Genomic DNA, 13,876 nt, shown 5'->3' on the forward strand with positions numbered 1-13,876 from the left:
AAGTAAGCCTGACATGAGAAAACCGCTACTACCTGCTTTAAGGTCAAGAAACTACCAACTATTTTTTGCCGGACAAGGTATTTCCCTAATTGGGACTTGGATGACGCAACTTGCCACGATTTGGCTAGTTTATGACTTGACAAACTCCCCATTAATGTTAGGAGTTGTGGGATTTTCGAGTCAAATTCCTAGCTTTTTTTTAGCTCCCTTTGGCGGAGTCTTTGTAGATCGCTTTTCTCGGTATCGTACCTTAATTAGTACGCAAGTCTTGGCGATGATTCAATCGTTAATATTAGCAGCGCTGGCGCTGACTGGTGTGATCCAGGTATGGCATATCATCGCCTTGAGTTTATTTCAAGGATTTATTAATGCCTTAGATGCGCCCGCCCGTCAAGCATTTGTGCCAGAATTGATTGAACGTAGAGAAGATTTAGGCAATGCGATCGCTATTAACTCTACAATGGTCAATGGTGCGCGATTAATTGGCCCTGCGATCGGGGGTTTATTGATTGCTGGCGTTGGAACTGCTTATTGTTTTTTAATTGATGGTTTGAGCTACATTGCTGTAATCGCCGCTTTATTGGCAATGAAAGTTAAACCTTGGAAAAATGTAGTAACTGATGGTAATCCCTTAGAAAAAGTCAAAGAGGGATTTGTCTATGCCTTTAGCTTTCCACCGGTTCGAGCAATCTTATTACTATCAGCCTTAGTTAGCCTCATGGGGCTGCAAAACACTATTCTTGTACCAGTTATTGCAGAACAAGTTCTCAAAGGTGGTGCAGAAAGTTTGGGTTTTTTGATGGCGGCTTCTGGAGTTGGAGCCTTAACTGGTGGTATTTATCTAACTACGCGCCAAACAATCTTAGGAATTGGTAAATTGATTGCTTTAGCACCAGCAATTTTAGGAATTGGTCTGATTGCCTTTTCATTGTCTCGATTTTTACCACTCTCTTTATTTACAATGTTATTTGTTGGCTTAGGTACAATTCTCCAAATTGCTGCTAGCAACACCTTTTTACAAACAATTGTAGAGGATGACAAACGTGGGAGATTGATGAGCTTATACACAATGTCATTTTTGGGGATGATTCCCGTAGGTAATTTATTGGGAGGTTTTTTAGCCAGTCATATCGGCGCTCCCAACACTTTAATAATTGATGGTATAGTTTGCATTTTAGGATCAATCATTTTTAGCAGAGAGTTGCCTGCTTTAAGAAAAATCATGCTTCCAATTTATGAGCAAAAGGGTATTATCAAAGCTCAGAAAGTTTAATTGAAAATCATATTTTAATTTCGCTGTGCAGATACAAGGATAAGGTTTAATAAGAAATTTTTACAACTTAAATTTGAAACAGGAAAAACACTATGGCTAATACAGGTATAGTTCGTCAGCAAGCACCACCAGAGACTGTACCGCTAAGAACCTGGATTGGTGTATTAGCCAGTATGCTTGGTGCATTTATGGCGGTATTAGATATTCAAATAACTAATGCTTCGCTGCAAGATATTCAAGCAAGTTTAGGAGCAACTCTAGAAGAAGGTTCTTGGATTTCTACGGCGTATCTCGTAGCAGAAATTGTGGTAATTCCTCTAACAGGATGGTTATCACGGGTGTTTTCTCTACGCCGTTATCTGTTAGTAAATACTGCACTATTTATTTTCTTTTCTATATGCTGTGCTTGGTCGTGGAATCTCAATTCCATGATTTTCTTTCGCGCCTTACAAGGTATGAGCGGAGGAGTATTAATTCCCACGGCTATGACAGTTGTATTAATGACTTTACCCCAATCTAAGCAATCAGTTGGACTGGCTGCATTTGGGTTTAGTGCAGTTTTTGCACCTTCAATTGGCCCAACATTAGGAGGTTGGTTAACAGAAAACTTTGGTTGGGAATACAACTTTTATATAAATGTAATTCCAGGGGCATTAATGCTAGCTGGTGTTTGGTATGGAATTAAGCAAGAAAAACCCCAAATTAATTTACTAAAACAAGGTGACTGGTGGGGAATTATTGCAATGGCTATTGGGTTAGGTTCCCTGCAAATTGTTTTAGAAGAAGGTAGCCGCAAAGATTGGTTTGGTTCAGCGTTTATTTTGCGCTTAAGTGTGATTGCGGTAATTTTTTTGGCGATATTTTTCTATATTGAATTAACTCGAAAGCAACCATTTATTAATTTGCGGCTTTTGTTTAGGCGTAACTTTGGTTTAGCTAGTATTGTAAATGTGTCGCTGGGGGTAGGATTGTATGGTTCAATTTATATTTTACCGTTGTATCTCGCCCAAATTCAAAAGTACAATGCGCTGCAAATTGGTGAAGTGTTGATTTGGGCTGGTATTCCCCAACTATTTATTATTCCTCTCATCCCCAAATTGATGCAACGCATTGATGTGCGCTTAATGGTGGCTGTTGGTGTAGCTTTGTTTTCCATCAGTGCATTTATGAACTCTGGAATGACGAATGAAACTGGATTAGATCAGTTACGCTGGTCGCAATTTGTGCGTGCAATGGGTCAACCTCTAATTATGGTGCCGCTAACTTCTATTGCCACTGGTGGATTAAGTCCGAAAGAAGCAGGTTCGGCAAGTGGTTTATTTAATATGATGCGGAATATGGGCGGTTCTATCGGAATTGCTTCTTTAGCAACTTTGTTAGCAAATAGAGAGCAATTTCACTCGAATAGATTAGGTGATGCAATATCTTTATATAACCCAGAGACTCAACAGCGAATTGACCAAATGACGCAGTATTTTGTCAGTAAGGGAGCAGATTTAAGTACAGCACAAAATCAGGCGATCGCATCCATATCTAATATAGTCCGCCGGGAAGCATTTGTAATGGCTTTTAACGATTGTTTTTATTTCATTGGCATTGCTTTGTTACTCAGTGGACTTGCCGTTTTATTCTTCAAAAAGGTGAAGCCATCTGGTGGCGCTGTTGCTCATTAAATTGCTTCTATGGGTTAAAATGTTTGGTAAAACTACCAAGATACTAAAATGGCCGTTAGCCAAAGTGAGTACTACATCTCCCCAGAAGAATATCTAGAAGGCGAGAAATTTAGTGAAATAAAACACGAGTATATTGATGGGCAAGTTTACGCAATGGCAGGAGCAAGTGATGCTCATGTCACAGTCAGTATGAATGTATCTATGCTGTTACGAAGCCATCTCCGGGGTAGTGGTTGCCGTGTCTACATGTTAGATATGAAAGCACAAATTGATATCATAAATCGCTATTTCTATCCCGATGTAATGGTGACTTGTGATCCACGAGATAGAGAATCTGAATATTTTAAGTCCCATCCTTGCTTAATTATCGAAGTGCTTTCTGAGTCAACAGAAGGGTATGACAGAGGTAAGAAATTCGCTAGTTACCGACACTTAGAATCACTACAAGAATATGTGCTAATTTCACCAGACCGAATGAGTGTCGAATCCTTCCGCCGCAATGAAGAAGGACATTGGGTACTTTACCCTTATGAAAAAGAACAAGAAGTGCATTTCGCTAGCGTTGATTTTCGGTGTGCAATTGCAGAAATATATGAAGATGTAGTATTAGTACCCTAATCTAACATTTCGAGGTCAATTTTTAAAGTATGGTTGTTCAAGAGAAATAGTCAAAAATTAGTTATAAACCTTGAAACTATTGTTGTGAGGTAGTCTATTATAGATAAATTACTTTCCAATACAAAATTTGCTAAAAATCTTATCTAAAACTGATTCTGTAACCTCTTCTCCGGTAATTTCTCCTAGTGCTTGAATCGCACCCCGTAAGTCAATTGTCCAGAAATCAAGAGGTAACTGCTGGGCAATTGTTGCTTGTACTTGTTCTAAAGAAATTTTCGCTTGAGTTAAGGCTGCTGCTTGCCTTTGATTGATGGCTAAATCCATATCAGCAGCTTGGACTTTTCCCGATTTAACTATCTCTAAGATTGCTGTTTCTAAAGCATCAATGCCTTGGTTTTGGGCTGCGGCTGTGGCAATTTTAGATTTTAAATTTGGGATTTGGGTTTGAATATTTTTGCTTTCGTTTTCTTCTATTAAATCGATTTTGTTAATAACTAGAATTAATGGACGGTGTTGCACCTGTTCGTAAATTTCTCGATCGCCTTCCGTCCAACCGGCTGAAGCGTCAATGGTAAGCAAGACTAAATCAGCTGCATTGGCAGCCCGACGCGATCGCTCGACGCCAATTTTTTCCACTTGGTCTGTTGTTTCCCTAATCCCGGCTGTATCTAGCACTTGTACGGGAATTCCCCCGACAACTAACTGCGATTCCACCACATCGCGGGTTGTACCGGGTAAGTCAGTCACAATAGCGCGATCGCTCTGGCTCCAAGCGTTCAATAAGCTTGACTTACCAACATTCGGCCGCCCCACAATTGCCACTTTTAAACCAGTGCGTAGCAACTCACCTTTATCTTTGGTTGCCAATAACCTAATGATTTCTGCGGCAATTTTCTCAATTTCTGATATTATGACTTTATCATCCAACGGAGGCAGGTCTTCCTCAAAATCAATTCGAGCTTCGATTTCTGCCAAAATATCTAAGCAGTTGGCGCGTAACTGCCGGATCGGATGAGCTAATTTTCCCTGTAAACCAGCTAAGGCAGTTTGGGCAGCTTGAGGCGATTTAGCTCCCACCAAATCAGCAATACCTTCGGCTTGAGTTAGATCCACTCGCCCATTCAAAAAGGCGCGGAGAGTAAATTCTCCCGGTTGTGCTAGTCTTGCGCCGTTTTCCAAACACAGTTGTAATACTTGTTGTACTGCCATAATTCCCCCGTGGCAATGGAATTCCACTACATCTTCACGGGTGTAAGAACGGGGTGCTTTCATAATCAACAATAGGGCTTCATCTACCAGTTGTTGCGTTTGGGGATGGCGAATGTAACCGTAGAGAATCTGGTGACTTTCCCAAACTTGCCGCCCTGGTGCATGAAAAAGAGTTTGGGCTAGAGCCATTGCTTGGGAACCGGACACCCGTACAATACCAACACTACCCTGTTGGGGGACAACAGCAGTAGCGATCGCAGCGATAGTTCCAGTGGTAGCAAAAACTTCTGACATGAGCGCCCTTCATAAGAGTGAGAAGTTAGGAGTCAAAATCATAACTCATAACCGATAACTTTCTAAATGGTAAGTATTTAGACTAATGAGATGACAACTGGCAAGGTAAAATTTACCTGGAGGGTAATGCCTGATAGTAAAGAGTTAGGGGTGAATATTATAACTCCTATACAGACACGATTAATCGCGTCTCTGCTCATAATTTTTAAAGAGAGGAATTAACTGTGGAGCAAAAAATTAACTGCGCTGTAGCCTGTGTTAACGGGTGTGTTTTAGGGGATAAATGTCCCAATATCGAGTTTAGAGAGGCCGCTACAAAATTTATTGAAGAGACTCCCTTAGACAAAATGTTGGAGTTGGCACAAGAACGTCTGCGAAAAAAAATAACGGAACCGCCAAAATGGGTTCTTCCTGAAGATATATAGCATTCGCGCCAACAGGCACAAGCAAGATAGCGCAAAGGTTAAATAGTATCTGGATCTATATTTAATTCTCGCACTTTTGCCGCCAAGCGATCGCTGCGTTGTTTCTCTTACTCGGCGCGTTCCTTTTCTTGTTCAGCCTGTTGTGCAACTTCTTCCGGTGTCAAAACCAGTTCTGCTTCAGGCGTGAAAAACCGTAACTTTTCTTGATAAACACCTTTTGAAACTTGAAAATCTTTGGTGAGAGACATAGCAGCAAGTGTCTCAGTGCTATAAGTTTAGCGTAGCAGTGAGGAACGTAGAGGCTATCTACAAGAAGCGTTCGATAATGATCTCGTCTATATACGTTTCTTTGATCTTGGCTTGTTTTTGTGCCGTCCCAATTATGCGAAAACCATGCTGGAGATAACTAGCCAAGGCAGGGGCGTTATCGGCGCGAACGTAGGTTAATATTTTTTTGTAGCCCTTGCTGCGAGCGGTTTTAAAGGTAGCCTCAAACAGACTCTTGCCAATCCCTTGTCGTCGGTACAAAAGATCCACATATGTCCCGATGATTCCCACATGATCAAAGGCGTGCGTAAAGGACGCAAATGGTTCCATACTTTGAAAGCCAACAATCGTTTGCTCTGGAAAGCGCACAGCAACATGGAACACCCCACGATGGGGAAAATTCAATATATACTCCCGTTCGGCATCGACTGTGAGCGGCGTATCAAACGCGGTATACACACCGGCTTCGATAATGGGGTTCAGAATGCTAACAATCGCGGCAGCATCATTCGGTTGTGTTTCTCGAACCAGGAGCTTCATTTTTAGTTTTCTCCTAAATGTCATTGGTTTTGCTAGTATTTACACCCAATTTAGGAGATTTTGAAAAAATTGACGCACAACACTAACTTCATTTTTAAATATCTAACCCAACAACCATTAGCTCAGGCGGATGTTCAACAATGAACTGGTAATATACCTCTCGTCGCTCTAGGGGCGGAAGAGTTAACTGCCATTCTAAAATCCCCATTTCACCAAGTTGAATTTGCGGATTGCTGTGGCTCAGACGCACTTTAATTTGCTCGTTGCGACTAACTGGTAATTGTTCAGTTAGTTTTAGATTTACTTCTTTGTCTAATAAGTTAGTAATGAACAACCGATAACTATAAGTAATCCGGCGCTGGTTGCTAATCAATCTTTTGTCTACCAGACGTTCAACTAAGTCGCGCTCAATTTTAAAACCTTCATCAATCCCTAAGTTCAGTTTGAACTCTTGCCCTGGTGCAATATTTTCTAACTGAGTTGTCCCAATAAAAACATTGTCGCGGAAAATATTCGCTTTGCCTGGTAATAGAGTCGCACCGTTGGGATTATTTTTTACATTAGCTTGCAGATAAGCAAAACTTACTAAGCGTGGCATTGCCACATAATCGAAGCTACAAGGATAGTCATCATTGAAAATTGTAGTTTTATGAGGTGCGCCGTCACTGGGAATGTTACCGCCACTATTTAATTTAAAGGTAACTACACTCCCTTCTTTGGATACTTCTGCTGTAACGGTTTCTGCTGGGATAAGACTATCCTCTATAACTTCGTCTTGTTCTTGCCAATCCGCTCTAGCAGCAGAAGCAGGCGGTTCTGCTATGGGAGGTAACAATGGTGGCTGGGCAGAAAATCGTCGTTGTCGTAACAGTTGTGGACGTGGAGCATCAATATACCAGGGTTCAACTTTGGGTGGGAGTGTACCTAATCCCGGTTTAGCGGTAGAAAGGGTGAGATTTGCACCAATCCAATCTTCGCCGACGCTTTGAGTGATTTCTGCAAGGTAGCTCAAATGGACAATATCGCTGGTGGTGCTAAAGCGCAAGTCATATAGCGGAGTCCAACTGGCGCGATTCACCAAATATGATATTTCTAGCTCAAACTCGCCTTCACCTGCAACTTCAACTCCTATAACTAAGCTAAAACTCTCTTTAGGATGGGGTGTTTGGATTATTTGCAATGAGGTGTGGAGTGCTTGCAGTTGTTTGTCTAATTCCTGCTGTTGAGTTTTGCACTCTCCAGATGCGATCGCATACTCACTATACTGGCTTCCAAGAAAGTTCAAAAAATCTAAAGTTTCGCTAAGGCTAAGATTTTTCCGAGACAAACTCTGTGCAAAGGGTTCCTCTGTTTTTTCACGCAACCCGTCGATAAAACTAGACTGCAATGCTAAAGCATCGACTTGGGCTTGCAGGTGGCGTTTTTCTGCTTCTAACTGCTGAATTTGCCTTGTCAAATGTGCAAGCTCCGCTACAGGTTCAGTAGTGTAAATGCGATCGCTACTTACTCCAAGCATTCGCACCCCTACTGTACCTGTACCACTAACCCTGACAGACTCAGTTTCCATCTCTGGCACTGGGGTAATTACTAGTTCCTGTTCAATTCCTGTTAAATCAACTACACCCCGCCGTGCAACTAATGCTCTGTCAGCATACACAGTAACAGCTACAATCTCGCTTTGTACTGTTTTGCGCCAAGACGGTATTTCCGGGTTAACCACTGCTAGTTTCCCCTCATTTTTAATGGTTTTGCTGGTTAATTGTCAATGCTTCCCGGTCTAGCTGTCAACCCCTTGAGGTAATTCGTAATTTGTAATTACGAATTATCCGTGAGTTGGTTCAAGGGTACTAGAAGCAGTATCAGTGTTTTGCTCTACAAAATTCTTTGCCGCAGCTAGGAGATATTCATAATAGGCACGAGCGACGATTGATAGCTGCTTGCCAGATGGGTAAACCATGTACCAATTTCGGTGAATGGGGAAATGTTGTACATCCAAAATGCTAAACTCTGAGGCGTCTAATAGTAAGGTATGACGGGATAAAACAGAAATTCCTAAACCACCTGCGATCGCTTGTTTAATTGCTTCGTTACTTCCCAATTCCAGCTTGACTTTTACTGTCACCCCTTGTTCTTCAAACAGACTTTGGACGGCGCGACGAGTTCCTGAACCTGGTTCCCGCATAATAAAAGGTTCGTTAGACAGGCGTTGGATCGGAATGTTTTTTTCCTTAGATAACGGATGATTAACTGGTGCAAAGACTATCAAAGGGTTTTCTAAAAATGGTTCACAAGTCACATCCATATTGTCTGGAACTTGGCTCATAATATATAAGTCGTCCAGATTATTACTCATCCGTTCCAAGATTTGTTCGTGATTCGTTACTTGCAGAGAGATATCAATCCCTGGATAAAGTTGGCAAAACGGCCCTAACAAACGTGGAATAAAATATTTTGCTGTTGTAATCACCGCCAAACGTAATTGTCCTTGTTTTAACCCTTTTAAATCTGCAACCTTCATTTCATACTGGGCTATATTTTCAAAAATCTGCCGACAAGTAGCAAATAATTCTCGTCCTGCTTCGGTGAGATATAACCGCTTCCCCACTTGCTCAAATAATGGCAACCCTACCGATTTTGTGAGTTGCTTGATCTGCATCGAAACGGTAGGTTGAGTGAGAAACAATTCCTCAGCAGCGCGAGTAAAGCTACTGTGCCGTGCCGCAGCCTCGAATACCTTTAACTGGTGCAGCGTCGCTTGCTTCAAAGGTGGTTCTCCTGTAAATAGCTATTCATCGATATAAAACTAGATTACTAAACACTTGCCAATGCTATAGCAATGCTCATAGAAAACTATGAGTTTTATATATTATAGACAAAACTCTATTACTTCTATTAAAAGAAAGGTATTTTATTTATGGATTTAAGAAGCTATTATCAGAACAACAAGAAAAGCGTAAGATCCCTTCCACTTTCCGATGAATGATGATTTTCCCAAATTCATCTATCATCATTCATCATTCCATAATTCTTCTGCAATTTTTGTTGGGAGCTTGGTTAAATCTGGTAATCTTAGTACTTCAATTTCGGCAACTTGTTCTTTAATATTCACTGGTAAGTTTAACGGTTCGCGTTCTTCTATCCAGCAGCTTGCTAATGGTAAGGTTTGCTCCATTTCGTCTAGCGGCCGGGGAATTACCATTACTGCATTTAATTCCCCAATGCGTTCTGCCTCAAACATCCCTGCTTCCACAGCTACTGCTACATTTGCTACGGAACCCCGAATAATGGCTGTACACAAACCCCCACCAATTTTTTCATACGCAGCCAAATGAACATCAGCAGCTTTAAGCATGGCATCACACGCGCCCACCATCGCTGGGAATCCCCGTGTTTCTACCAAACCAATTGCTTGATTACTCAGACGACTGTAATTCCCCTCTTCCATCAATTTAGTGAAACGCGTTGTGATGGGAAGTACTATATCTAGGTTGGGATAAGGTCGGGGAATCACTAAGCTAGAAACCAACTGACCAAACTGTTCAGCCGTTTGGACACCAGATTCTACGGCAAGACGCACGTCAGCAATTCCACCCCGGATGATCGCAGTACAATGCCCGCCACCAATTTTTTCATACCCAATTAGGTGAACTCCTGCTGATTTCAGCATCATATCCGCCGTCCCAACTATTGCTGGAAAGCTGCGGGTAGAAACTAAACCCAAAGCAGTGTCCTGGAAGGTTTCTTGACTACTTGCTTGCTGTCTGGTAATCATAGACCGTTGATTAGATGTTTCCATTATGAACTTTCCCAGATAATCACAAAGCTGACAACTTACAATTAACACTTACTTGGACTAATCGTCATTTGGGTTGCTCAAGGATTGTCTATGGGGAAACAATGTAGTCAACAGTCTGTTTATGCTCCCTTGCCCATAAATTTGAGTCCCGAAACCGTTAGGGGATTCTGTGGTTAGCTGATTGAGGTCTGAACCATGTTCTGTAGACTCTTGGGCGGCTTCTTGCAACGTGGAGTCAGCATCATCGGCAGCTTCTTGTACGGGAGGAGGCTGGCTTTCTGGAGTGGCGGGAGATTTAAAGTAAGAAATCGATTTATTTTGTTTGAAGTCCACAAAAGCCGAAGCTGAGAATTTAGTTGAGGAAACTTCTTTTTCCTTACCTTCCCCTGAGCCATTTTCCTCTTCCTTCTGCGGTGGCGCACTTGTAGCGGTAGAGTTATTAGTGGATGATTCTGGTTTCTTTGTTTCGGCTGTTTGGGCAATTTGCCGACTGGTGTCTCCTAAAATCGAACCAGGTGCAATTACTTGTCCAGGTTCAACTGAACAGTTAAAAACTGTTGTCGCTGCACCAATGCAAGCATTTGCTCCAATTTTGCCTTTGCCAACCATCAAAAAACCGGCTCCCAAGTTTGCACCTGCTTCTACCTCTAAGGTTCCTTCATGGACTTGGAGAATTGCTCCCATGCCAATACAGACCCCTGGCCCAATGATGATCTTGCTGTTTACAGCCGCTTGGAGGATCACCCCAGGTGCAAGTACTGCGCTTGGATGAATAGTCACCTCACCACTAATGTAAGAATCAAAGTTATTGCTGAGGCGCAGTAGCGGCACAGACATGGAAATTTTAACCTCAGAAGCCGGAGTGGGGAATGGGGATGAGGGAGCAGGGGGAGCAGGGGAAGAAGAATTATTTATTGATAATGACCAATACCCTATTCCCCACTCCCTACTATGGTCTTTGAATAATCGTTTCTAATACCCGACGCTTGGCTTTGGGGTCAATACCAATTAGGCGCACATATTCCCCTTGGTATTCGCCAAGGTGTCCTTCTACGGCTGCGATCGCTTCTCTTTCTGAGGAGGCTTGAATCTGACCGGTACTAGTCCAAGAACCTGTACGGAAACGCCGTTGGTCTACGTGTTCAAGGCTAATTTTAGAGCCGCCAGCCAATAATTGTCGGAGTTGGTCTACAACTTCACTACTCAAGCGGGTACTGGTAGCTGTTGCTGTTGGTGTTGCAGAAGGCGCACTGCTGCTAGTAAATGGTTTCTGACTGCCAGGGGAGGCTACTTGACCATTTGGACGTTGGATAATCGTTTCTAAGACCCGCCGTTTGGCTTTGGGGTCAATACCAATTAAGCGTACATATTCCCCTTGGTATTCACCAAGGTGTCCTTCTATGGCTGCGATCGCTTCTCTTTCTGAGGAAGCTTGAATCTGACCGGTACTAGTCCAAGAACCTGTACGGAACCGTCGTTCGTCTACGTGTTCAAGGCTAATCTTATACCCACTAGCCAATAATTGCCGGAGTTGGTCTACCACTTCTGTACTCAAACGGCTGCTGGTAGCTGTTGCCGTAGCATTAGTAGAGGTTCCACTACTAGTAAATGATTTCTGACGACTACCAGAGGAGGCTACTTGACCATTTGGACGTTGGATAATCGTTTCTAATACTCGCCGTTTGGCTTTGGTATCAATGCCTATTAAACGCACATACTCGCCTTGATGGCTTTCTATACATTCTTCCAAGCCGGAAATTACTTGATTTATAGAAGTTGCTTCAATTGGCTTGCAGCTAGTCCAGGAACCAGTACGGAAACGGCGCTCGTCTACGTGTTCCATGCCAATTTTATAACCACCTGCCAAAAGTTGGCGGATTTGCTCTACAGTTTCGCCATTAATTTTGCCACTGCTAGAGCCGTTACCGTTACCATTGCTGGTGTAGCTGCCATTGCTATGACTACTAGCCGCCGGAGCCTTAAAATTGGTAGCTGGTTTAAAATCACCATCCGGGCGTTGGATGATGCTCTCTAACACACGTCGTCTATCTTTGTCAATACCAAACAGGCGGACATACTCGCCGCTATGGCCTGTTACACAGCTTTCTAATGCTGCGATCGCTTCACCGAGCGATCTCGGTTCAATTGGTTGGCAACTAGTCCAAGAACCCGTGCGGAACCGTCTCTGGTCTACGTGTTCTGTACCAATCTTATATCCTTGTTCCAATAGATAGCGCAACTGCTCTATTGTTTCTGCACCCAAGCTATTGCTCGCCACTTCACTACTCCTTTCTAGCTCTAAAACAGTAACACCATTACCTTTATAAGATTTAGTGTTCTCACCCCGAATTGGTGCAATACATTTGCTATCCGCAGCACAAAGATAACCAGATCGCAGCGCCTGATTAATCCCAACCACATGATGAGCAAAGTCCTTATCCTGATCTTGCACATCTGGCAAGCGGTCAGCTTGCTGCTGATTGGTAATGATCGCTCCCGAAGGTACATACTTACCTGCCGGAATTTCTACGTCTTGAATCAAAGTGTGCATCATCACGATGCAACCTGCGCCCACCCTGGCATTAAACACCGTAGAGCGAAAGCCAATGAAGGAATTATCCCCTACATAAGCTGGGCCATGAATTAGAGCCATGTGGGTAATGCAAGTGTTTTTACCTACCCACACCGAGTATTTATTTTGATCATCGCCAATTACTCGACCTTGCTCCAAGCCATGAATCACAACACCATCTTGAATATTAGTATTTTCACCAATATAAAAAGGTGTGCCTTCATCCGCTCTAATCGTAGTCCCCGGAGCAACGATTACATTTGCACCTATCCGTACATCTCCAATCACATTGGAGAATGGATGTACAAAGGCTGTTTCATGAATTTTCGCTTCAGCTAAATTCCTCGACCACGGGGTTGGAGGTGCCGCCGTGCTGCGGACTGCCATTTCGAGATTCCTCCTGTATTAAGTTAGGAGTTATGAGTTAGGAGTTATCAGTTTTAACTTTTCACCCCTGACTCCTCACTTCTCTAACTGTTTGACTAACGATATTGATCTTTTTTGCTGTAAATTAGGCGATCTTCAACGTGAATAGTATCTATGATCGCTACTACCACTGCATCTAATGGTCGCTGTTCATTGCCAATAACTTGACGAGCGGCACTGCCACGACTGACAAGTACCCACTCATCTACTCCTGCTCCCACAATATCTGCTGCTACCTCGTATTGTGGCAGGATGTTTCCGTCTTCATCCACTAATTGTAACAACAGTAGTTTCACACCTCGAAGACTTGGATCTTTTTGTGTGCTAACTACTGTGCCGCGAACTTTGGCGACTTGCATTCTTTAATTACGGTCTTCTACCGAAAGGACGAATTGCATTCACATTTTCCCGGAATTGCTCTACGTCTTCGGTATAACGAATTGGTAGAACGTATTCTAAGTTTTCGTGAGGACGAGCAATGATGTGAGTAGACAGCACTTGTCCGCCGTTGACTCGCTTAACTGATTCAACACCAGCGCCTACGGAAGCTTGCACTTCCGACACGTCACCCCGAACAATCACGGTAACTCGACCACTGCCGATTTTTTCATAGCCTACTAGAGTAACACGGGCAGCCTTCACCATCGCATCAGCAGCTTCTACTACTGCTGGAAAGCCTAGCGTTTCAACCATTCCCACTGCAATTGACATTAGTTTTAATTCCTATTTAAAGTTTTTAGCTTTGGACAAAAGAAAGCGATACTCAAAAAGGTTTTGAGTGTT

14 protein-coding genes and 2 pseudogenes are annotated in these 13,876 nt (G+C 42.8%); 5 read left to right on the forward strand and 11 right to left on the reverse strand.

All coding sequences use genetic code 11. The annotated features are described in order from the left end of the window. The first annotated feature begins 13 nt into the window (after window positions 1-13). The 3 genes from LC608_RS21040 (at window position 14) to LC608_RS21050 (ending at window position 3,564) form a co-directional block, all read left to right on the forward strand. Complete coding sequence (locus tag LC608_RS21040; protein ID WP_229555374.1) at window positions 14-1,273, forward strand: MFS transporter; 1,260 nt, start codon at window positions 14-16, stop codon at window positions 1,271-1,273. 92 nt (window positions 1,274-1,365) lie between these two features. Beyond that, a complete protein-coding gene (locus tag LC608_RS21045; protein ID WP_229555375.1) occupies window positions 1,366-2,946 on the forward strand; it encodes a DHA2 family efflux MFS transporter permease subunit in 1,581 nt (526 codons plus the stop codon). A 48-nt stretch (window positions 2,947-2,994) separates the two neighbouring features. After that, the gene (locus tag LC608_RS21050) at window positions 2,995-3,564 is read left to right on the forward strand and encodes a Uma2 family endonuclease (RefSeq protein WP_229555376.1); all 570 of its coding nucleotides are present in this window, start codon (window positions 2,995-2,997) and stop codon (window positions 3,562-3,564) included. Between the two features lie 108 nt (window positions 3,565-3,672). Here LC608_RS21050 and mnmE read toward each other — a convergent pair whose 3' ends face one another. Next, a complete protein-coding gene (mnmE, locus tag LC608_RS21055; protein ID WP_229555377.1) occupies window positions 3,673-5,067 on the reverse strand; it encodes a tRNA uridine-5-carboxymethylaminomethyl(34) synthesis GTPase MnmE in 1,395 nt (464 codons plus the stop codon). 224 nt (window positions 5,068-5,291) lie between these two features. On the opposite strand from mnmE, the gene LC608_RS21060 reads away from it, so the two are divergent. After that, on the forward strand, window positions 5,292-5,492 hold the full coding sequence (locus LC608_RS21060; RefSeq protein ID WP_229555378.1) for a hypothetical protein: 201 nt from the start codon (window positions 5,292-5,294) through the stop codon (window positions 5,490-5,492). A 38-nt stretch (window positions 5,493-5,530) separates the two neighbouring features. Here the strand turns inward: LC608_RS21060 and LC608_RS21065 are convergent. From LC608_RS21065 to LC608_RS21090, 6 genes and pseudogenes are all read right to left on the reverse strand, one after another. Then, window positions 5,531-5,707, reverse strand: a pseudogene (locus tag LC608_RS21065) (Uma2 family endonuclease); the annotation flags it as partial. Between the two features lie 91 nt (window positions 5,708-5,798). Continuing rightward, window positions 5,799-6,299: a GNAT family N-acetyltransferase gene (locus LC608_RS21070; protein ID WP_229555379.1), complete on the reverse strand. Its 501-nt coding sequence runs from the start codon at window positions 6,297-6,299 to the stop codon at window positions 5,799-5,801. Between the two features lie 94 nt (window positions 6,300-6,393). After that, complete coding sequence (locus tag LC608_RS21075; RefSeq protein ID WP_229555380.1) at window positions 6,394-8,019, reverse strand: mucoidy inhibitor MuiA family protein; 1,626 nt, start codon at window positions 8,017-8,019, stop codon at window positions 6,394-6,396. 102 nt (window positions 8,020-8,121) lie between these two features. Continuing rightward, entirely contained in the window at window positions 8,122-9,063 is a 942-nt protein-coding gene (locus LC608_RS21080; protein WP_229555381.1) for a LysR family transcriptional regulator, read from the reverse strand. A 243-nt stretch (window positions 9,064-9,306) separates the two neighbouring features. Next, on the reverse strand, window positions 9,307-10,095 hold the full coding sequence (locus LC608_RS21085) for a BMC domain-containing protein (protein WP_229555382.1): 789 nt from the start codon (window positions 10,093-10,095) through the stop codon (window positions 9,307-9,309). 57 nt (window positions 10,096-10,152) lie between these two features. Beyond that, complete coding sequence (locus LC608_RS21090) at window positions 10,153-10,932, reverse strand: transferase (RefSeq protein ID WP_229555383.1); 780 nt, start codon at window positions 10,930-10,932, stop codon at window positions 10,153-10,155. Between LC608_RS21090 and LC608_RS21095 the strand changes: the two genes are divergently transcribed. Continuing rightward, the gene (locus tag LC608_RS21095; protein ID WP_229555384.1) at window positions 10,931-11,071 is read left to right on the forward strand and encodes a hypothetical protein; all 141 of its coding nucleotides are present in this window, start codon (window positions 10,931-10,933) and stop codon (window positions 11,069-11,071) included. The two genes, LC608_RS21090 and LC608_RS21095, sit on opposite strands and share 2 nt — an antisense overlap. Here the strand turns inward: LC608_RS21095 and LC608_RS37620 are convergent. From LC608_RS37620 to LC608_RS21110, 4 genes and pseudogenes are all read right to left on the reverse strand, one after another. Next, window positions 11,045-11,302, reverse strand: a complete 258-nt coding sequence (locus tag LC608_RS37620; RefSeq protein ID WP_225912655.1) for a ribulose bisphosphate carboxylase small subunit — start codon at window positions 11,300-11,302, stop codon at window positions 11,045-11,047. The genes LC608_RS21095 and LC608_RS37620 overlap by 27 nt on opposite strands. 93 nt (window positions 11,303-11,395) lie before the next feature. Beyond that, a pseudogene (locus tag LC608_RS21100) lies at window positions 11,396-13,054 on the reverse strand (ribulose bisphosphate carboxylase small subunit); the annotation flags it as partial. 95 nt (window positions 13,055-13,149) lie between these two features. Further along, window positions 13,150-13,452 (reverse strand): EutN/CcmL family microcompartment protein, encoded by a 303-nt coding sequence (locus LC608_RS21105; protein ID WP_109011817.1) that lies wholly within the window; start codon window positions 13,450-13,452, stop codon window positions 13,150-13,152. A gap of 7 nt (window positions 13,453-13,459) precedes the next feature. Then, on the reverse strand, window positions 13,460-13,804 hold the full coding sequence (locus tag LC608_RS21110) for a carbon dioxide-concentrating mechanism protein CcmK (protein WP_039748664.1): 345 nt from the start codon (window positions 13,802-13,804) through the stop codon (window positions 13,460-13,462). Between the last annotated feature and the right edge of the window lie 72 nt (window positions 13,805-13,876).

This window comes from Nostoc sp. XA010 (assembly GCF_020829625.1).
Classification (GTDB): Bacteria; Cyanobacteriota; Cyanobacteriia; order Cyanobacteriales; family Nostocaceae; genus Nostoc.